Origin of the sequence: Agrococcus sp. SCSIO52902, from assembly GCF_022983135.1 — a bacterium.
In the GTDB taxonomy this organism is placed as follows: Bacteria; Actinomycetota; Actinomycetes; order Actinomycetales; family Microbacteriaceae; genus Agrococcus; species Agrococcus sediminis.
The window spans coordinates 2,289,729-2,309,538 of sequence record NZ_CP095269.1 but is presented as its reverse complement, the minus strand read 5'-3'; the positions used below and the strand labels follow the sequence as shown (position 1 = coordinate 2,309,538).

At 74.9% G+C, this 19,810-nt stretch carries 17 protein-coding genes; all 17 read left to right on the top strand.

Translation table 11 applies throughout. The features are described from left to right. Positions 1–5 precede the first annotated feature (5 nt). The 17 genes from MU522_RS11380 to MU522_RS11300 all read left to right on the top strand — a co-directional run bounded on the left by MU522_RS11380 (position 6) and on the right by MU522_RS11300 (position 19,744). Entirely contained in the window at positions 6–2,033 is a 2,028-nt protein-coding gene (locus MU522_RS11380; protein ID WP_246991093.1) for a primosomal protein N', read from the top strand. 20 nt (positions 2,034–2,053) lie between these two features. Beyond that, the gene (locus MU522_RS11375) at positions 2,054–2,971 is read left to right on the top strand and encodes a methionyl-tRNA formyltransferase (RefSeq protein WP_246991091.1); all 918 of its coding nucleotides are present in this window, start codon (positions 2,054–2,056) and stop codon (positions 2,969–2,971) included. Continuing rightward, on the top strand, positions 2,968–4,362 hold the full coding sequence (locus tag MU522_RS11370; RefSeq protein ID WP_246991088.1) for a transcription antitermination factor NusB: 1,395 nt from the start codon (positions 2,968–2,970) through the stop codon (positions 4,360–4,362). The genes MU522_RS11375 and MU522_RS11370 overlap by 4 nt, the downstream gene beginning before the upstream one ends. A 10-nt stretch (positions 4,363–4,372) precedes the next feature. Further along, entirely contained in the window at positions 4,373–5,044 is a 672-nt protein-coding gene (rpe, locus tag MU522_RS11365; RefSeq protein ID WP_128189701.1) for a ribulose-phosphate 3-epimerase, read from the top strand. Continuing rightward, entirely contained in the window at positions 5,041–5,304 is a 264-nt protein-coding gene (locus MU522_RS11360) for a phosphoribosyl-ATP diphosphatase (protein WP_128189702.1), read from the top strand. Before rpe ends, MU522_RS11360 begins: the two co-directional genes overlap by 4 nt. A 48-nt stretch (positions 5,305–5,352) precedes the next feature. Then, the gene (gene hisG, locus MU522_RS11355) at positions 5,353–6,201 is read left to right on the top strand and encodes an ATP phosphoribosyltransferase (RefSeq protein ID WP_128189703.1); all 849 of its coding nucleotides are present in this window, start codon (positions 5,353–5,355) and stop codon (positions 6,199–6,201) included. A 4-nt stretch (positions 6,202–6,205) separates the two neighbouring features. Next, a complete protein-coding gene (gene hisF / locus MU522_RS11350) occupies positions 6,206–6,964 on the top strand; it encodes an imidazole glycerol phosphate synthase subunit HisF (RefSeq protein WP_128189704.1) in 759 nt (252 codons plus the stop codon). Positions 6,965–7,023: 59 nt separating this feature from the next. After that, entirely contained in the window at positions 7,024–7,359 is a 336-nt protein-coding gene (hisI, locus tag MU522_RS11345; RefSeq protein ID WP_246993548.1) for a phosphoribosyl-AMP cyclohydrolase, read from the top strand. Next, a complete protein-coding gene (locus MU522_RS11340) occupies positions 7,356–8,873 on the top strand; it encodes an anthranilate synthase component I (protein WP_246991086.1) in 1,518 nt (505 codons plus the stop codon). Before hisI ends, MU522_RS11340 begins: the two co-directional genes overlap by 4 nt. Next, positions 8,870–9,445, top strand: a complete 576-nt coding sequence (locus MU522_RS11335) for a Trp biosynthesis-associated membrane protein (RefSeq protein ID WP_246991083.1) — start codon at positions 8,870–8,872, stop codon at positions 9,443–9,445. Before MU522_RS11340 ends, MU522_RS11335 begins: the two co-directional genes overlap by 4 nt. A gap of 99 nt (positions 9,446–9,544) precedes the next feature. Beyond that, complete coding sequence (locus tag MU522_RS11330) at positions 9,545–9,763, top strand: DUF6704 family protein (RefSeq protein ID WP_128189717.1); 219 nt, start codon at positions 9,545–9,547, stop codon at positions 9,761–9,763. Beyond that, positions 9,718–10,554, top strand: coding sequence for an indole-3-glycerol phosphate synthase TrpC (gene trpC, locus MU522_RS11325; RefSeq protein ID WP_246991081.1), 837 nt, complete (start codon positions 9,718–9,720; stop codon positions 10,552–10,554). The genes MU522_RS11330 and trpC overlap by 46 nt, the downstream gene beginning before the upstream one ends. Continuing rightward, entirely contained in the window at positions 10,551–11,777 is a 1,227-nt protein-coding gene (gene trpB / locus MU522_RS11320; RefSeq protein WP_146356176.1) for a tryptophan synthase subunit beta, read from the top strand. Before trpC ends, trpB begins: the two co-directional genes overlap by 4 nt. Continuing rightward, positions 11,774–12,667, top strand: coding sequence for a tryptophan synthase subunit alpha (gene trpA / locus MU522_RS11315; protein ID WP_246991078.1), 894 nt, complete (start codon positions 11,774–11,776; stop codon positions 12,665–12,667). Before trpB ends, trpA begins: the two co-directional genes overlap by 4 nt. Then, on the top strand, positions 12,664–13,659 hold the full coding sequence (gene lgt, locus MU522_RS11310) for a prolipoprotein diacylglyceryl transferase (RefSeq protein ID WP_146356172.1): 996 nt from the start codon (positions 12,664–12,666) through the stop codon (positions 13,657–13,659). Before trpA ends, lgt begins: the two co-directional genes overlap by 4 nt. Before the next feature lie 144 nt (positions 13,660–13,803). Then, complete coding sequence (gltB, locus tag MU522_RS11305) at positions 13,804–18,297, top strand: glutamate synthase large subunit (protein WP_246993546.1); 4,494 nt, start codon at positions 13,804–13,806, stop codon at positions 18,295–18,297. Then, a complete protein-coding gene (locus MU522_RS11300; protein WP_246991076.1) occupies positions 18,290–19,744 on the top strand; it encodes a glutamate synthase subunit beta in 1,455 nt (484 codons plus the stop codon). The genes gltB and MU522_RS11300 overlap by 8 nt, the downstream gene beginning before the upstream one ends. The last annotated feature ends 66 nt before the right edge of the window (positions 19,745–19,810 follow it).

Below are 19,810 nucleotides of genomic sequence, written 5' to 3'. Positions count from 1 at the left end.
CTCCCGTGACGGCGCGGTACGCGCGGGTCGTCGTCGACTCGCGGCTGCCGCAGCTCGACCGGCTCTTCGAGTACCGGGTTCCGCCCGCCCTCGAGGGCGTCGCGCCGGGCGTGCGCGTGCGCGTGCCGCTGCGCGGCGACCGCACGGCCACCGGCTACGTCGTCGAGGTGGCGGATGCGCGCGCCTGGGAGGGCGAGGTCGCCGACGTCGAGGCGGTGGTGTCGCCCGTCCCCGTGCTGCGGCCCGAGGTCTGGGCGCTCGCCCGCGCCGTGGCCGACCGCGCCGCGGGCGGCGCCGCCGACGTGCTGCGCGTCGCGATCCCCGGCCGCCAGGCCAGGGTCGAGAAGGCGTGGCTCGCACGTGCGGCGGCGGGCGCCGCGGCGGAGGCTGCCGAGCCGGCCGCGACCGAGGGCGCCGAGCTGACCGAGACGGACGCATCGCCCGAGCCGGACGCGCCGCCCGAATCGCCCGCACCGCTCGAGCCGGACGACGCATCCGCCCCGCTGCTGCCGGGCCTCGTCGAGGCGCGCCGCAAGGTGGCGCTCGAGTGCGCCGGGGGCGTCGCCGAGGTGCCGGTCGCCGGCGGCGGCACGGCGTGGGTGGGCCGCTGGGCGGTCGCGCTCGCCGGGCTCGCCCGGCAGGCCGTCGAGCGCGGCGAGCAGGCGATCCTCGTCGTGCCCGACCACCGCGAGCAGCGGCAGCTGCGGCTCGCGCTCGAGGCGGCGGTCGGCGAGGAGCGCGTCGTCGAGCTCGATGCGCGGCAGCGCAACCCCGAGCGCTACGCGGGCTTCCTGCGCTGCGTCGACGGCGGCGGCCTCGCGATCATCGGGCCGCGCTCGGCCGTCTACGCGCCGGCCGCCGACCTCGGCCTGCTCGTCGTCTGGGAGGACGGCGACCCGCTGCTCGCCGAGCCGCTCTCGCCGTGGGTGCACGCGCGCGACGCGGCACTCGTGCGGCAGGGGCAGACGGGCTGCGCGCTCGTGATCGCCGGGCACGCGCGCTCGACCGACGCCGAGCGGCTCGTCGAGGTCGGGTTCCTCGAGCACGAGCGGGTCGGCGCGCACCGCGTGCGCGTGCTGCCGACCGCGCTCGCCGACGACGGCAGGCGGGTGCCCGCGGCGGCCTTCCACGCCGCGAGGGAGGCGCTCGCCTCGCGCCCCGTGCTCGTGCAGGTCGCCCGGCCCGGCCACGCGCCGGGCCTGCGCTGCGGCGACTGCGGCACCCGGGCGCGCTGCGCTGCGTGCGGCGGCCCGCTCGGCCAGCGCACCCGCGGCGCCCAGCCCGGCTGCCGGCTCTGCGGACGCCTCGCGGCCGCCTGGCGCTGTCCGTCCTGCCACGGCGCCCGGCTCGTCGAGGTCGGCCGCGGCTCGACGCGCATCGCCGAGGAGCTCGGCCGCGCGATGCCGGGCGTGCCCGTCGTCGTCGCCGACGGCGAGCACGAGCGGCTCACGATCGACGCCCGGCCGCGCATCGTCGTGGCGACGCGCGGCGCGGAGCCGGTCGCCGACGGCGGCTACGGCGCCGTGCTGCTGCTCGACGGCGACTCGCTGCTCGCCCGCGAGGGCCTCCGGGTCGCCGAGGAGGCGGTGCGCCAGTGGGCGACGGCGCGCGCGCTCGCCGCCGAGGGCGCGACGGTCGTGCTCGCCGGCGTCATCGGCCCGACCGTCGGCGCGCTGACCGGCGACACGACGGTGCCGTTCGCGAAGGCCGAGCTCGCCGAGCGCCGGAGCCTCCGGTTCCCGCCCGCCGTGCGCACCGCATCCGTCGTGGGCCACCCGGACGCCGTCGCCGAGGCGCTCGAGGCGCTGGCCGGCATCGAGCACCTCGACGTGCTCGGGCCCGTGCCGGCCGAGGGCGCGCCGGGCGACCGGCTCGAGCGCGCCATCGTGCGCTTCGCGTACGCCGACGGCGCGCACGTCGCGGGCGTCGCGCGCGGGCGGGTGCTCGCCGCCGCCGCCCGTCCGAGGAAGCCCGGGGCGCCGCCCCGGCTCCGCATCCGGTTGGATGATCCCGAGCCCTTCGACGGCCTCTGACCCCCACGCGAACGGAACCCATGCGCATCGTCTTCGCCGGCAGCCCCGCCGCCGCAGTCCCCAGCCTCGAGGCGCTCGCGCGCGCCCACGAGGTGGCCGCCGTCGTCACGCGCGCCGCCTCGCCGCAGGGCCGCAGGCGCGTGCTGACGCCGACGCCGGTCGCTGCACGTGCCGCCGAGCTCGGGCTGCCGGTGATCGAGGCCGACCGCCTCGACGCCGCGGCGACGACCGCGATCGAGGCGCTCGGTGCCGAGCTCGGCGTGATCGTGGCGTACGGCGGGCTCGTGCGCGAGCCGCTGCTGTCGGCGCCGGCGCACGGCTGGATCAACCTGCACTTCTCGCTGCTGCCCGACTACCGCGGCGCCGCGCCCGTGCAGCGCGCGCTCATCGACGGCCGCGGCGTCACGGGCGTGAGCGTCTTCCGGCTCGTCGAGGCGCTCGACGCGGGACCGGTGGTGCGGATGCGCGAGGCCGGGATCCCGGAGGGCGCGACCGCGGGCGCCCTGCTCGAGCAGCTCGCCGAGCTCGGCGCCCACGAGCTCGTCGAGGCCGTCGACGCGATCGAGGCCGGCACCGCCGTCTTCGAGGAGCAGACGGGGGCGCCGAGCTTCGCGCCGAAGCTCACGCTCGCCGACGGCGCGCTCGACCTCGCCGCCACCGCGCCCGCCGTGCTCGCGCGCTGGCGCGGCGTGACGCCCGAGCCCGGCGCGCACGCGGTCGTCGACGGCGAGCGCGTGAAGCTGCTGGCGCTCGCCCGCTCAGGCGCGGAGCCCATGCCGCCGGGCCGGGCGGTGCTCGCGGGCCGCGCCGCGATCGTCGGCACCGGCAGCGCCCCGCTCGAGCTGCGCGAGGTGCAGCCTGCCGGGCGGCGGCCGATGCCGGGTGCCGACTGGCTGCGCGGCCGCGGCGGCAGCGCCGACTTCGAGGTGGCGTCGTGAGCCAGGAGCGGCAGCACGCGCCCGGCGCGCGCGAGGTGGCGCGCGACGTGGTGCTCGCGGTCGACCAGGACGACGCCTACGCCAACCTGCTGCTGCCCGCCCGCATCCGCGAGGCGCGGCTCACGCCCGCCGACGCGGCGTTCGCGACCGAGCTCGCCTACGGCACGCTCCGCTGGCAGGGGCAGCACGACGCGCTCATCGCCGACGCGGCGGGCCGGCCGATCGACCAGATCGACCCGACGACGCTCGCGACGCTCAGGATCGGGTCGCACCAGCTCAGCCGCATGCGCACCCCGGCGCACGCCGCCGTGCACGAGACGGTCGCGCTGCTCGGCCGCCACCGCGGCAGGGCCGGCTTCGCGAACGCGGTGCTGCGCCGGCTCGCGGAGGTGCCTGCCGAGGAGCGCCTCGCGCGGCTGACGGCAGGGCTCGCCGACGACGAGCGGCTCGCGCTCGAGACGGGCCACCCGGCCTGGGTGCTGCGGGCGCTCCGGCGCTCGCTCGACCGCGAGGGCGCCGCCGACGAGCTCGGCGCGCTACTCGCCGCCGACAACGACCCGCCCTCCGTGCAGCTCGTCGCGCTGCCGGGGCTCGCCGATCCCGCCGACCTCGACCTGCCGGCGACCGCGAGTCCGATCGGCCGCGTCGCGCCTCCGGGGGACCCCGCGCGCCTGCCGCAGATCGCCGACGGCAGCTGGCGGGTGCAGGACTCCGGCTCGCAGCTCGCGGCGCTCGCGCTCAGCCGCGCCCGCCCCGTCGCGGCGGGGGAGCGGTGGCTCGACCTGTGCGCGGGCCCCGGCGGCAAGGCGGCGCTCCTCGCCGCCGAGGCGGCGGCGTCGGGCGCGCGCCTCGAGGCGAACGAGGTCGCGCCGCACCGCGCGCGGCTCGTGCGCGAGGCAGTGCGCGCGATCGAGCCGCGGCCGCAGGTCGTCACGGGCGACGGCCGCCGCTACGGCCGGGGCGAGACCGAGCGCGCGTTCGACCGCATCCTGCTCGACGCGCCGTGCACGGGCCTCGGCGCGCTCCGCCGGCGGCCCGAGGCGCGCTGGCGCAAGCAGCCCTCCGACGTGCCCGGCCTCGCGGCGCTCCAGGGCGAGCTGCTCGAGGCGGCCGCGCGCGCCGTCGCGCCCGGCGGCCTCATCGCCTACGTGACCTGCTCGCCGCACCTCGCCGAGACGCGCGCGGTCGTCGACCGGGCCGGGGCGCTCGGGCTCGTGCCCGTCGACACCCGCGCCGTGGTGCGCGAGCTCTCACCGGGCATCGAGCTGGGCGAGACGGGCGACGCGGTGCAGCTGTGGCCGCACCGCAACGGCACCGACGCCATGTTCGTGCAGCTGCTGACGACCGCCCCCGACGCGGCCGTGGCCGAGGCGGCACCGGCCGGTCGATAGGCTGGAGCCCATGGTCAGGATCCACCCCAGCATCCTCTCGGCCGACTTCGTCAACCTCGAGCGCGACCTCGAGCGCATCGCGAGCGCCGACGGCGTGCACCTCGACGTCATGGACGCGCACTTCGTGCCCAACCTGACGTTCGGCCTGCCCATGGTGCAGCGCATCGCCGAGGTGACGAGCCTCCCCATCGACGTGCACCTCATGATCGACGACCCCGACACGTGGGCGCTGCAGTACGCGATCGACGGCGTCGACTCGGTCACCTTCCACGCCGAGGCCACGCGCGACGCGGTCGCGCTCGCGCGGGAGCTGCGGGCGCGCGGCGCGCGGGCGGCCATCGCGCTGAAGCCCGGCACCGCCGTCGACGACGTGCTCGAGCACCTGCGCGAGTTCGACATGGTGCTCGTCATGACGGTCGAGCCCGGCTTCGGCGGGCAGTCGTTCATGCCCGAGATGATGCCGAAGCTCCAGGAGCTCCGCGGTCGCGCCGACGAGCTCGGCATCGAGCTCGCGCTGCAGGTCGACGGCGGCATCACCGCCGACACCCTGCCGATCGCCGCGGCCGCCGGCGCCGACGTCTTCGTGGCCGGCTCCGCCGTCTACGGGCACGCCGACCCGGCCGAGCGCATCCACGCCCTCCGCCTGGCCGCGGCCCCGCAGCCCGGTAGCCTGGACCGGTGAAGACCTTCGACGAGCTGTACGCCGAGCTGGAGCAGACGCTCGCCGAGCGCCGCGAGGGCTCCGGCACCGTCGCCGCCGTCGACGCGGGCGTGCACACGATCGGCAAGAAGATCGTCGAGGAGGCGGCCGAGGTCTGGATGGCCGCCGAGCACGAGACCGACGAGGACGCCGCCATCGAGATCTCGCAGCTGCTGTACCACCTGCAGGTGCTCATGCTCGCGAAGGGCATCACGCTCCAGGACGTCTACCGACATCTCTGACGCGTCGCACCCCGTTCGCAGCAGCACACGTCAGTCGTGAAGGAACCCATGCTCAAGATCGCCGTGCCCAACAAGGGCTCGCTGGCCGAGACGGCCGCCTGGATGCTCGCGGAGGCCGGCTACCGCGGCCGCCGCGACGGCAAGGAGCTCATCGTCGTCGATGCGCGCAACGAGGTGGAGTTCTTCTACCTCCGGCCGCGCGACATCGCCACCTACGTCGGCTCGGGCGCGCTCGACGTCGGCATCACCGGTCGCGACCTGCTGCTCGACTCCGGCTCCGACGCCGTCGAGGTGCAGGGCCTCGGCTTCGCGCACTCGACGTTCCGGTTCGCGGGCCCCGCGGGCCGCTTCGGCTCGGCGGCCGACCTCGCCGGCGTGCGCATCGCCTCCTCGTACACCGGGCTCGTCGAGCAGCACCTCGCCGGGCACGGCGTGCGCGCCGAGCTCGTGCGCCTCGACGGCGCCGTCGAGTCGGCCGTGCGGCTCGGGGTGGCGGATGCCGTGGCCGACGTCGTCGAGACGGGCGCGACGCTGCGCGCCCAGGGCCTCGAGGTCTTCGGCGAGCCGATCCTCTCGAGCGAGGCCGTGCTCATCTCGAACGGCGCCGGCGGCGCCGAGAAGCCGGGCATGGCGACCCTCAAGCGGCGCCTCGACGGCGTCATCGTGGCGCGCGACTACGTGCTCGTCGACTACGACATCGAGCGCTCGCGCCTCGACGCGGCCATCGGCGTCGCCTCGGGCTTCGAGAGCGCGACCGTGAGCCCGCTGCACGACCCCGAGTGGGCGGCCGTGCGCGTCATGGTCCGCCGCGACGAGACCAACCACATCATGGACGCGCTCGCCGACGTCGGGGCGCGCGCGATCATCGTGACGCGCATCCACGCGGCTCGGATCTGACGCCGTGCTCGCGACCCGCGTCATCCCCTGCCTGGACGTCGCGCACGGCCGGGTGGTCAAGGGCGTGCAGTTCCAGGGCCTCACCGACCAGGGCGACCCGGTCGAGCTCGCCGCCCGCTACGCCGAGCAGGGCGCCGACGAGCTGACCTTCCTCGACGTGAAGGCGACCGTCGAGGACGCCGGCACGATGCTCGAGGTGGTCGAGCGCTGCGCCGAGCAGATCTTCATCCCCCTCACCGTCGGCGGCGGCGTGCGCAGCCGCGACGACGTCGCGCGCCTGCTCGCGCACGGCGCCGACAAGGTGGGCGTCAACTCCGCGGCGATCCGCGACCCGGGGCTCATCGACCGCATCGTTGCCGACTTCGGCTCGCAGGTGCTCGTGCTGTCGCTCGACGTGCGGCGCGCCGCCGACCAGCCCTCGGGCTTCGAGGTGACGACGCACGGCGGCTCTCGCGGCGCGGGGCTCGACGCGCTCGCCTGGGCGCGGGAGGGCGTGGAGCGGGGCGTCGGCGAGCTGCTCGTGAACTCGATCGACGCGGACGGCACGAAGCAGGGCTTCGACCTCGAGCTGCTGCGCGCGGTGCGCGCGGTGGCGACGACCCCGGTGATCGCCTCGGGCGGCGCGGGGGAGCCGGCGCACTTCGCGCCCGCGGTCGAGGCGGGTGCCGACGCGGTGCTCGCCGCGAGCATCTTCCACAGCGGCCAGTGCACGATCGGCGAGGTCAAGGACGCGATGCGCGCGGCGGGGGTGACGGTGCGATGAGCGCGGGTGACGGCGCAGTGAACGACGACCAGGTGAACGACCGCCAGGCATTGCACGGAATGCTTCGCATTCCGCCGCTGAAGAAGGACGCCGACGGCCTCGTGGCCGCGGTCATCCAGGACGACGCCACCGGCGACGTGCTGATGGTCGGCTACATGGACCACGAGGCGCTGCGCCGCACGGCGAGCGAGGGCCGCGTGACCTTCTGGTCGCGCTCGCGCCAGGAGTACTGGCGCAAGGGCGACACCTCCGGCAACATCCAGGTGCCGCGCTCGATCGCGCTCGACTGCGACGGCGACGCCCTGCTCATCCGGGTCGACCAGACGGGGCCCGCGTGCCACACCGGCGCCCGCTCGTGCTTCTTCACGCCGATCGAGCTGGGGGAGCGGCCGTGACCGGCTCCACCGACCGGGCCGGCTTCGAGGCGCTGCTCGAGGCGCACCGGGTCGTGCCGGTCGTGCGCGAGGTCTTCCTCGACGCCGAGACGCCCGTCGGCGTCTATCGCCGGCTCGCCGCCGGTCGACCGGGCACGTTCCTGCTCGAGTCGGCGCAGCAGGGCGTGTGGAACCGCTACTCGTTCGTGGGCGTCGAGTCGTTCGGCACGCTCACGGCCGACGGCGACCGCGTCGAGTGGCGCTCCGACCGCGTCAGCCGCGAGCGCCTGCTCGGGGATGACGCGCCGCGCACCGGCCTCGAGACCGTCGAGCACGTGCTGCGCCGCTGGGCGACGCCGCGCATCGAGGGCCTCCCGCGGCTCACGAGCGGCCTCATCGGCCACATCGGCTGGGAGGCGGTGCGCGAGCTCGAGCGCCTGCCGCAGCCGCCCGCGCGCGAGGTCGACGTGCCGGCGATCGCGATGTCGCTCGCCGCTTCGCTCGTGGTGCTCGACCACCGCACGGGCGCCGCGCACCTCGTCGCGAACGTCCTGAACGACGGGCACGAGGGCGCGGATGCGCTGTGGCGCGACGCGCAGGACCGGCTCGACGCGCTCGAGGCCGGCCTGCAGCGCGACGCACCCGGCTCGGTCGCGGCGCTCGACCGCGGCGCCGCCCCCGACGCGCGGGCGCGCGTCGGGGCCGACGCGTTCCGCGCCATGGTCGAGACGTCGAAGCGGCACATCGTCGACGGCGACGTCTTCCAGGTGGTGCTCTCGGCGCGCTTCGACCTCGAGACCGACGCCGAGCCGCTCGAGGTGTACCGCGTGCTGCGCATGCTGAACCCATCGCCGTACCTGTACCTGCTCTCGCTCGAGGACGCCGACGGCGGCGCCTACGCCGTCGTCGGGTCGAGCCCCGAGGCGCTCGTGACCGTGCACGACGGCAGCGCCACGATGCATCCGATCGCCGGCAGCCGTCCGCGCGGCGACGACGCGGTCGCCGATCGCGCGCTCGCCGACGAGCTGCTCGCCGACCCGAAGGAGCGCAGCGAGCACGTGATGCTCGTCGACCTCGCCCGCAACGACCTCGCCAAGGTCTGCGTGCCGGGCACCGTCGCGGTGACCGAGCTCATGGCGATCGAGCGCTTCAGCCACATCATGCACATCGTCTCGACCGTCGAGGGCCGGATGCGCGACGACGCGACCGCGGTCGACGCCTTCCGCGCGACGTTCCCGGCCGGCACGCTCTCGGGCGCGCCGAAGCCGCGGGCGCTCGAGCTGATCGACGAGCTCGAGCCCGCGCAGCGCGGCGTCTACGGCGGCGTGGTCGGCTGGCTCGACCTCGCGGGCGACGCCGACCTCGCGATCGCGATCCGCACCGTCACGATGCGCGACGGCGTCGCGCACGTGCAGTCGGGCGCGGGGCTCGTCGCCGACAGCGACCCCGACGCCGAGCTGCAGGAGGTGCGGGCGAAGGCCGCGGCGCCCCTGCGCGCGGTGGCGGTCGCCTCCACCATGCGGCACCGGCCGTGAGCGAGGCGGCGGGCGCCCGGCGCGGGCCGAGCGGCCGCGTCGTCGCGGTGCTCGCGCTGCTCGTGGCCGGCGCGCTCGGCCTGCTCGGCGCCACGCAGCCGTGGGCGACCGTCGCGCTCGTCGACGGGCGGATGCTCGCGACCGCGGGGCAGGAGATCGCCGGCGGCCTGACGATCCTGTCGCTCGCGACCGTGGCGCTCGCGCTCGTGCTGCCGCTCGCGGGTCGCGTCTGGCGCCTGGTGCTCGGAGCGCTCGCGCTCGCGCTCGGCGTGCTGATGGCCGTGCACGCCGCGGGCGCAGTCGCCGGGGTCGGGCCCGCGCTCGAGGCGCTCGTCGCCGAGGCGACGGGCCTCGCCGGCACGGCGCAGCAGGCGGAGGTCGCCGAGCTCGCGACGACCGGCTGGTCGAGCGCCGCGACCGCGGGCGGCGCGCTCGCCGCGCTCGCCGGCGTCTGGGTGCTGCTCACCGCGCACCGGTGGCCCGCGCGGGCGCCCCGCACCGCCCGCTACGAGCGCACGGGCTCCGGGCTCGTGTGGGACGCCATGGACGACGGCGAGGACCCGACTCGGTAGACTCGAGGCAGGCGCGCGGCGCGCGCCGAGCAGATCGACCTGAGGAGCACCGTGAGCGCACGCACCGGCATCACCGACGACCACGCAGCCGAGCTGCACATCGCCGACTACGACCCCGCGTTCGTCGACCCCGGCCACGGCAACTCGCGCGCCGCGTGGATCAGCGTCATCGTCATGCTCGTCGCGATCACCCTCGGCACGCTGTTCTTCTTCCTCGACATGCCGATGCTCGTGTGGGCGAGCGCGGGCCTGCTCGTGATCGGCGCGGTGCTGTGGCCGATCCTGACGCGGGCCGGCCACGGGCCGACGGCCCACTGAGCGTGCTCGACGCGCTCACCGCGGGCGCGCTCGAGGACGCGGCGCGACGCCGCGAGAGCCTGCCGCTCGAGCGGCTGCAGGCGATCGCCGAGCGCACGCCCGCGCCCCTCGACGCCGCCCGGATCCTCGGCACGCCGAAGGCCGACTCGCCGGGTCCCCACATCATCGCCGAGGTGAAGCGGGCGAGCCCCTCGAAGGGCCCGCTCGCCGACATCCCCGAGCCCGCATCGCTCGCCGCGCGCTACGCCGCCGGCGGCGCGAGCGCCATCAGCGTGCTCACCGAGGAGCGCCGCTTCCTCGGCTCCCTCGACGACCTCCGCGCCGTGCGCGCCGCGGTCTCGGTGCCGGTGCTGCGCAAGGACTTCATCGCCGACGAGTACCAGCTGCTCGAGGCGCGCGCGTTCGGCGCCGACCTCGTGCTGCTCATCGCCGCGTCGCTCGAGCCCGCGCGGCTGCGGCAGCTGCACCGCGAGGCCGAGGGCCTCGGCCTGTCGGTGCTCGTCGAGGTGCACGACGAGCACGAGATCGACGCGGCCCTCGGTGCCGAGGCGCGCATCCTCGGCGTCAACACCCGCGACCTCAAGACGTTCGCGATGCACCCCGAGCGCTTCGCCGAGCTGCGCGCGCGCATCCCCGCGGGCACCGTCGCGGTCGCGGAGTCGGGCGTGCGCACCGCTGCCGACGTCGCGCGCTACCGGCAGGACGGCGCCGACGCCGTGCTCGTCGGCGAGGCACTGGTCACCGACGGCGACCCCGAGTCGCGCGTCGCGGAGTTCGGGAGGGCAGCATGAGCGCATCGCAGCAGTCCCCGTCGCTGCGGGAGCAGCACGGGCCGTGGTTCGGCGCCTACGGCGGCGTCTTCATGCCGGAGCCGCTCATGGCGGCGATCGACGAGCTGGCCGAGTGCTACGCCGAGTGCAAGGCCGACCCCGCCTTCCAGGCCGAGTTCGCGCGCCTGTCGCGCGACTACACCGGCCGCCCGTCGCTCCTCACCGACGCGACGCGGCTCAGCGAGCAGGCCGGCGCCCGCATCCTGCTGAAGCGCGAGGACCTCAACCACACCGGCAGCCACAAGATCAACAACGTGCTCGGGCAGGCGCTCGTCGCGCAGCGGCTCGGCAAGACGCGCCTGATCGCCGAGACCGGCGCCGGCCAGCACGGCGTCGCGACCGCGACGGCGGCCGCGCTGTTCGGCATGGAGTGCGTCGTCTACATGGGCGAGGTCGACACGGAGCGCCAGGCGCTCAACGTCGCCCGCATGCGGCTGCTCGGCGCCGAGGTGGTGCCGGTCAAGAGCGGCTCCCGCACGCTGAAGGACGCGATCAACGAGGGCCTGCGCGACTGGGTCGCGAACGTCGACAGCACCCACTACCTCATGGGCACCGTCGCCGGCCCGCACCCGTTCCCCGAGATGGTGCGCGACTTCCACCGCGCCATCGGCGACGAGGCGCGCGAGCAGACGATCGCCCTCACCGGCGGGCTCCCGGATGCGGTGCTCGCGTGCGTGGGCGGCGGCTCGAACGCGATGGGCATCTTCCACGCCTTCCTCGACGACGCCGACGTGCGCCTCATCGGCCTCGAGGCGGCCGGCGACGGCGCCGAGACCGCCCGCCACGCGCTCTCGATCGAGCGCGGCGCGCCGGGGCTGCTGCACGGCATGCGCACGTACCTGCTGCAGGACGACGAGGGCCAGACGCTCGAGTCGCACTCGATCTCGGCCGGCCTCGACTACCCGGGCGTCGGCCCGGAGCACGCGTGGCTGCACGACCTCGGCCGCGCCGAGTACCAGCCGGTGAGCGACACCGAGGCGATGGATGCGTTCCTCGCGCTCACGCGCGCCGAGGGCATCATCCCCGCCATCGAGTCGGCGCACGCCATCGCGGGCGCGCTGCGGCTCGCGAAGGAGCAGCCGGGCTCGACGCTGCTGGTGTCGCTGTCGGGCCGCGGCGACAAGGACGTCGCGACCGCCGGGCGCTGGTTCCACCTGCTCGACGAAGGGGCGCAGCAGCTGTGAGCCGCACCGAGGACGCCATCCGCGCGAGCGGCAGCCGCGCGCTGATCGGCTACCTGCCGGTCGGCTTCCCCGACCTCGCCACGAGCATCGAGGCGGCCGTCGCGATCGCCGAGGCCGGCTGCACGGCGATCGAGCTGGGCGTGCCCTACTCCGACCCCGGCATGGACGGCCCGGTCATCCAGGCCGCGACCCAGTCGACCCTCGAGCGCGGCTTCCGCCTCGAGGAGCTCTTCGAGGCCGTCGCGGCGATCACCGCCCGCACGAGCGCGCCGGTGCTCGTGATGACCTACTGGAACCCGGTGCTGCGCTACGGCGTCGACCGCTTCGCCGAGCGGCTCGCCGCCGCGGGCGGCGCGGGCCTCATCACGCCCGACCTCACGCCCGAGAACGGCCGCGACTGGCTCGAGGCCGCCGAGCGGCACGACCTCGACCGAGTGTTCCTCGCGGCGCCGTCCTCCTCCGACGCGCGCATCGACGCGGCCGTCGCTGGCTCGCGCGGCTTCGTCTACACCGTCTCGACCATGGGCACGACCGGTGCGCGGAACGACGTCGACCTCGCCGCGCGGGCGCTCGCCGACCGCATCGCCGCCCGCGCCGCATCCGTCGGCACCGAGGCGCTGCGGTGCGTCGGCCTGGGCATCTCGACCGCCGAGCAGGTGCGCGACGTGCTCACCTACGCCGACGGCGCGATCGTCGGCTCGGCGCTCGTGCGGGCGCTCGGCGCCGGCGGCGTGCCCGCCGTCCGCGAGCTCGCCGCCTCCCTCGCCGCCGGTACACTCGACGTCGGCCCGGCCGCCGCAGGCACTCAGGCCGCCGGCGCGCCGGCCCCCAGCACGCCGGCCCCCAGCACAGGGTCGACCCACAGCACAGAGAAGGGCGCTTCCGCGTGACACCTCTCCTCCAGAGCATCCCGAGCCCGCCGCCCGAGTGGCAGCAGGTGCCGATCGGGCAGTGGCTGTACAGCATCGGCCTGACGTTCGTGCCGGCCGGCTGGGGCATCCAGACCTACGCGCTGTGCATCCTCGCGGGCATCGTCGTCGCCGCGGTGCTCACCGGCTGGCGCCTGCGCCAGCGGGGCGTCGAGGCCGGGTACGTCATCGACATCGCCGTCTGGGCCGTGCTGCTCGGCATCGTCGCCGCGCGCGTCTTCCACGTCGTCTCGCACCCCGACGACTACTTCGGCCCCGGCCGCGACCCGCTGAGCGCCCTCTACATCTGGGAGGGCGGCATCGCGATCTTCGGCTCGCTCATCGGCGGCGCCATCGGCATCTGGATCGGCTGCCGCCAGACCGGCCTGCGGTTCACGACGTTCGTCGACGCGCTCGCGCCCGGGCTGCTGCTCGCGCAGGCCTTCGGCCGGCTCGGCAACTGGTTCAACCACGAGCTCTTCGGCCAGCCCACCGCGCTGCCGTGGGGCCTCGAGATCGAGGCGACCAACCCCGCGTTCCCCGTGGGTCTGCCCGAGGGCACGCTCTTCCACCCGACCTTCGCCTACGAGATCGTCTGGAACGTGCTCGGCGCGGCGCTGCTGCTGTGGATCGACCGCAGGCGCGACGTGCAGTGGGGCCGCCTCGTGGCGCTCTACCTCATCTGGTACGGCGTGGGCCGCTCGATGTTCGAGACGATCCGCGTCGACCCGTCCGAGCTCATCCTCGGCATCCGCACCAACGTGTGGATGGCGTTCCTCGCGATCGCGGTCGGACTCGTCGTCTGGATCGTGCAGACGCGACGCCACCCGGGCCTCGAGCCCTCGCCGTGGCAGCCAGGGCGCGAGCCGGGCACGCAGGAGGGCGTAGACTCGGATGTCTACACCGAGCTCCCCGAGTCCCGCACCCAGGACGAGGCCGAGCCCGCCGCAGATCCCGCGGTCGTCACCAGGTAGTCCTGCGCGCTCCTCGCGCGCCGCGGGCCGACGGCGTCCCGCTCCCACCGCAGCAGCAGCTGAAGGAGCACCATGCGAGCATCCAGCGAGCCCCCGTTCGGGGGAGACCGGTTCCAGGGGATGGGCGCGCCCGCGGCGACGGGCATGTACGACCCGCGCCATGAGCGCGACTCGTGCGGCCTCGCCATGGTCGCGACCACCCGCGGCACCGCCGGGCACGACATCGTCGCGCTCGCGCTCGACGCGCTGCGCAACCTCGAGCACCGCGGCGCGGTCGGCTCCGACGCGGGCACCGGCGACGGCGCCGGCATCCTGACGCAGATGCCGGATGCGTTCCTGCGGGCCTCGGTGCCGTTCCCGCTGCCCGAGGCGGGGGCGTACGCCGCCGGGCTCGCCTTCCTGCCGCTCGACGACGCCCACCGCGCGCGCGTGAAGGAGCAGCTGCAGGAGATCGCCGGCCAGGAGCGCCTGCGGGTGCTCGGCTGGCGCGAGGTGCCGACCGTGCCCGACGCGCTCGGCAAGCTCGCGCGCAGCGCGATGCCCGCGATCGAGCAGGTCTTCGTCGCGTCTGCCGGCTCGCCCGTGTCGGGCATCGAGCTCGACCGGCTCGCGTGGCGGCTGCGCAAGCGCGTCGAGCGCGAGGTGGGGGAGTACCTGCCGTCGCTGTCGAGCCGCACCATCACGTACAAGGGCATGGTGACGACGCTCCAGCTGGAGCCGTTCTACCCCGACCTGTCCGACGAGCGCTTCGAGACGAAGCTCGCGATCGTCCACTCCCGCTACTCGACCAACACGTTCCCGTCGTGGCCGCTCGCGCAGCCGCTGCGGATGATCGCGCACAACGGCGAGATCAACACGGTCGAGGGCAACCGCAACTGGATGCGCGCGCGCGAGTCGCAGCTCGCGAGCGAGCTGCTCGGCGACCTGCGGCCGCTGAAGCCGATCGTCACGCCCGGCATGAGCGACTCCGCCTCGTTCGACGAGGTGCTCGAGCTGCTCACGCTCGCCGGCCGCTCGCTCCCGCACGCGATCATGATGATGGTCCCGCAGGCGTGGGAGAACCAGCCCGACATGCCGCAGGAGCTGCGCGACTTCGCCGAGTACCACTCGCTGCTCATGGAGCCGTGGGACGGGCCGGCGGCGATCAGCTTCACCGACGGCAGCCTCGTCGGTGCGACCCTCGACCGCAACGGCCTGCGCCCCGGGCGCTGGCTCGAGACCTCCGACGGGCTGTTCGTGCTCGCCTCGGAGACCGGCGTGCTGCCGATCGAGCCGAGCCGCGTCGTGCGCCGCGGGCGCCTGCAGCCGGGCCGGCTGTTCCTCATCGACACCGAGGCGGGCCGCTTCGTGCCCGACGAGGAGGTCAAGCAGCAGCTCGCCGCGATGGAGCCGTGGGGCGAGTGGCTCGAATCGAGCCGCATCCACCTCGCCGACCTGCCCGACCGCGAGCACGTCGCGCACACCGCCGCATCCGTCACCCGCCGCCAGCGCACCTTCGGCTACACCGAGGAGGAGGTGCGGATCCTCATCGCGCCGATGGCGAAGACCGGCGCCGAGCCGCTCGGCGCGATGGGCTCCGACACCCCGATCGCCGTGCTCGACGAGCGACCGCGGCTGCTGTTCGACTACTTCAAGCAGGCGTTCGCGCAGGTGACCAACCCGCCGCTCGACTCGCTGCGCGAGTCGATCGTGACGAGCATGTCGATGGGGCTCGGCCCCGTGCGCAACCTGCTCACGGCCACGCCCTCGCACGCGAGCCAGATCATCCTCGACTTCCCCGTGATCGACAACGACCAGCTGGCGAAGATCCGCTCGATCGACCGCACGCCGGGCTCCCGCCGCACGGTCGTCGTGAAGGGGCTCTACCGCGTCGACGACGGGCCCGAGGCGATGGAGCGGCGGCTCGAGGCGATGTGCCGAGAGGTCGACGAGGCGATCGCCGAGGGCGCGCAGTTCATCGTGCTCTCCGACCGCGACTCGACCGACCAGCTCGCGCCCATCCCGACGCTCCTCATGACGAGCGCCGTGCACCACCACCTCATCCGCGCATCCACCCGCATGCGGGCCGGCATCGTCGTCGAGGCCGGCGACGTGCGCGAGGTGCACCACGTGGCGCTGCTCATCGGCTACGGCGCGAGCGCCGTCAACCCGTACCTCGCGATGGAGACCGCCGAGCAGCTCGCCCTCACCGGCCAGCTCGGCGCCGACGTCGACACCGCGGTGCGCAACCTCATCAAGGCGCTCGGCAAGGGCGTCACGAAGATCATGTCGAAGATGGGCATCTCGACCGTCGGCTCCTACGGCGGCGCGCAGGCGTTCGAGGCGATCGGCCTCTCGCAGCAGCTCGTCGACCGCTACTTCACCGGCACCCACTCGCCGCTCGGCGGCGTCGACCTCGACGTCATCGCCGAGGAGAACCGGCTGCGGCACCGCTCCGCCTACCCGGACGAGCGCGCGCCGCTCGCCCACGAGCGCCTCGCGACCGGCGGCGAGTACCAGTGGCGCCGCGACGGCGCGCCGCACCTGTTCAACCCCGAGACGGTCTTCAAGCTGCAGCACTCGACGCGCACGGGCCGCTACGACGTGTTCCGCGAGTACACGCGGATGGTCGACGACCAGGCGGCAGAGCTCAAGACGCTGCGCGGCCTCATCGGCCTCCGCACCGACGCGGCCCAGCCCATCCCGATCGACGAGGTCGAGCCGGTCTCCGAGATCGTGAAGCGCTTCTCGACCGGCGCGATGAGCTACGGCTCCATCTCGCAGGAGGCGCACGAGACGCTCGCGATCGCGATGAACCGGCTCGGCGCGAAGTCGAACACCGGCGAGGGCGGCGAGACCGAGGAGCGACTGCTCGACCCCGAGCGGCGGAGCGCCATCAAGCAGGTCGCCTCCGGCCGCTTCGGCGTGACGAGCATGTACCTCACGCACGCCGACGACATCCAGATCAAGATGGCGCAGGGCGCGAAGCCCGGCGAGGGCGGCCAGCTGCCGCCGGGCAAGGTGTACCCGTGGGTCGCCTCGACCCGGCACGCGACGCCGGGCGTGGGCCTCATCTCGCCCCCGCCGCACCACGACATCTACTCGATCGAGGACCTCAAGCAGCTCATCTTCGACCTGAAGCGCTCCAACCCGCGCTCGCGCGTGCACGTCAAGCTCGTGTCGCAGTCGGGCATCGGCGCGGTCGCGGCGGGCGTGGCGAAGGCGAAGGCGGATGTCGTGCTCGTCTCCGGCCACGACGGCGGCACGGGCGCGAGCCCGCTCAACTCGCTGAAGCACGCGGGCACCCCGTGGGAGATCGGCCTCGCCGAGACGCAGCACACGCTCATGGTCAACGGCCTGCGGGAGCGCGTCAGCGTGCAGGTCGACGGCCAGCTGAAGACCGGCCGCGATGTCATCATCGGCGCGCTGCTCGGCGCAGAGGAGTTCGGCTTCGCCACCGCCCCGCTCGTGGTCTCGGGCTGCATCATGATGCGGGTCTGTCACCTCGACACGTGCCCGGTGGGGGTCGCGACGCAGAACCCCGTGCTGCGGCAGCGCTTCACGGGCAAGCCGGAGTTCGTGGTGCAGTTCTTCGAGTTCATCGCGCAGGAGGTGCGAGAGATCCTCGCGTCGCTGGGCCTGCGCACCCTCGACGAGGCGATCGGCCGCGGCGACCTGCTGCAGGTCGACCGGGCGGTGGCGCACTGGAAGGCCGACGGGCTCGACCTCGCGCCCGTGCTCGCGCAGCCCGACGGCGCGCACGGCGCGCCCCGGCGCACGACCGCGCAGGACCACGAGCTCGACGAGCAGCTCGACAGCCGGCTGCTCGCGCAGCTCGAGCGCGCGATCGACGCGTGGGAGCGGCTCGAGCTCGACCTCGAGATCGCCAACACCGACCGCGCGGTCGGCACGATGCTCGGCAACGCCGTCACGCTGCGGGCCGGCGCGCGGGGCCTCGAGCCCGGCACCGTCGACCTGACGCTCCGCGGCTCCGCCGGCCAGTCGCTCGGCGCCTTCGTGCCGCGCGGCATCGCGCTGCGCCTCGTCGGCGACGCGAACGACTACGTCGGCAAGGGCCTCTCCGGCGGCCTCATCACCGTGCGCCCGCCCGAGGACGCGGCGCTCGTCGCCGAGGAGAACGTGATCGCCGGCAACGTCATCGGGTACGGCGCCACGAGCGGCGAGCTCTACCTCCGCGGCATCGTCGGCGAGCGGTTCCTCGTGCGCAACTCCGGTGCCACCGCCGTCTGCGAGGGCGCGGGCGACCACGCGCTCGAGTACATGACCGGCGGCACCGCGGTCATCCTGGGCTCCACCGGCCGCAACGTCGGTGCCGGCATGTCGGGCGGCGTCGCCTACGTGCTCGACCTCGACGAGCGGCTGCTCAACCAGGACTCGTTCCACCAGGGCGAGCTGCGCGTCGAGCAGCCGGGCGAGGAGGACGAGATCGAGCTGCGCGCGATCCTCGCCCGGCACGTCGAGCTGACCGGCTCGACGGTGGCGCAGGCGGTGCTCGACTCCGGCCTCGCCGGCATCTCGAAGATCGTGCCGCGCGACTGGGCGATGGTGCAGTCCATCCGCCTCGACGCGCAGGCGCAGGGGGTCGACCCCGACTCGGACAACATCTGGCGGCGGATCCTGGAGGTGACCGGTGGCTGACCCTCGTGGCTTCCTGAAGGTGACGGAGCGCGAGCTCCCGAAGAAGCGGCCCGTGCCCGTGCGCATCCTCGACTGGCGCGAGATCGGCGAGCCCGGCGACAAGGCGGTGCTGCGGCGCCAGGCGAGCCGCTGCATGGACTGCGGCGTGCCGTTCTGCCACCAGGGCTGCCCGCTCGGCAACCTCATCCCCGAGTGGAACGACCTCACGTGGCGCGGCGAGGGGCGCGCCGCGAGCGACCGGCTCCACGCGACGAACAACTTCCCCGAGCTCACCGGGCGCCTGTGCCCGGCGCCCTGCGAGTCGTCGTGCGTGCTCGGCATCAACCAGCCCGCGGTGACGATCAAGTCGATCGAGCAGACGATCGCCGACGAGGCGTTCGCGAACGGCTGGACCGAGCCGCACCCGCCCGCGCGCCTCACGGGCAAGACGGTCGCCGTGGTCGGCTCCGGCCCCGCGGGCCTCGCGGCGGCGCAGCAGCTCACGCGCGCCGGCCACACGGTCGCCGTGTACGAGCGCGACGACCGCATCGGCGGCCTGCTGCGCTACGGCATCCCCGACTTCAAGCTCGAGAAGCGCACGCTCGAGGCGCGGCTCGCCCAGATGCAGGCCGAGGGCACGCGCTTCCGCGCGGGCGTCGAGATCGGCCGCGACATCACGTGGGAGCAGCTGCGCGACCGCTTCGACGCGATCGTCGTCGCCACGGGCGCCCCCGTCGCCCGCGAGCTGCCCATCCCCGGGCGCGAGCTCGACGGCGTGCACCTCGCGATGGACTACCTGGTGCAGCAGAACCGCGCGGTCGCCGGCACCGTCCCCGCCAACCAGATCACCGCATCCGGCAAGCACGTCGTCGTCCTCGGCGGCGGCGACACCGGCGCCGACTGCATCGGCACCGCGCACCGGCAGGGCGCGCTGTCGGTGACGAACCTCGCGATCGGCGTGCAGCCGCCGAGCGAGCGCCCCGAGCACCAGCCGTGGCCCGTGCATCCGACGCTCTTCGAGGAGCAGTCGAGCCACGAGGAGGGCGGCGAGCGCAGCTACCTCGTCTCGACCGTCGAGTTCCTCGCGAACGCCGCGGGCGAGGTGCGCGCCCTCAAGGTCGCAGACACCGAGATCGTCGACGGCACGCGCCGCCCGAAGGCCGGCACCGAGCGCGAGATCCCCGCTGACCTCGTGCTGCTCGCGCTCGGCTTCACGGGGGCGGATGCGTCGATCGGCGAGGCGCTCGAGGTCCCGTTCGAGCGCGGCGTGCCGCAGCGCGGCGCCGACTTCGCGACCGGCACGCCGGGCGTCTTCGTCGCCGGCGACGCCGGCCGCGGCGCCTCGCTCATCGTGTGGGCGATCGCCGAGGGCCGCGCCGCCGCCGCCTCGGTCGACGCCTACCTCGAGGGCGAGACGGCGCTGCCGTCGCCCGTGCGCGCGACCGACCGCCCCTTCGCGGCAGTGTGACCCGCGCCGTGCCGAGCCGCCCGTGTGGCGCGCTCGGCGCGGCGACCTGGGAGTATGGAGACGTCC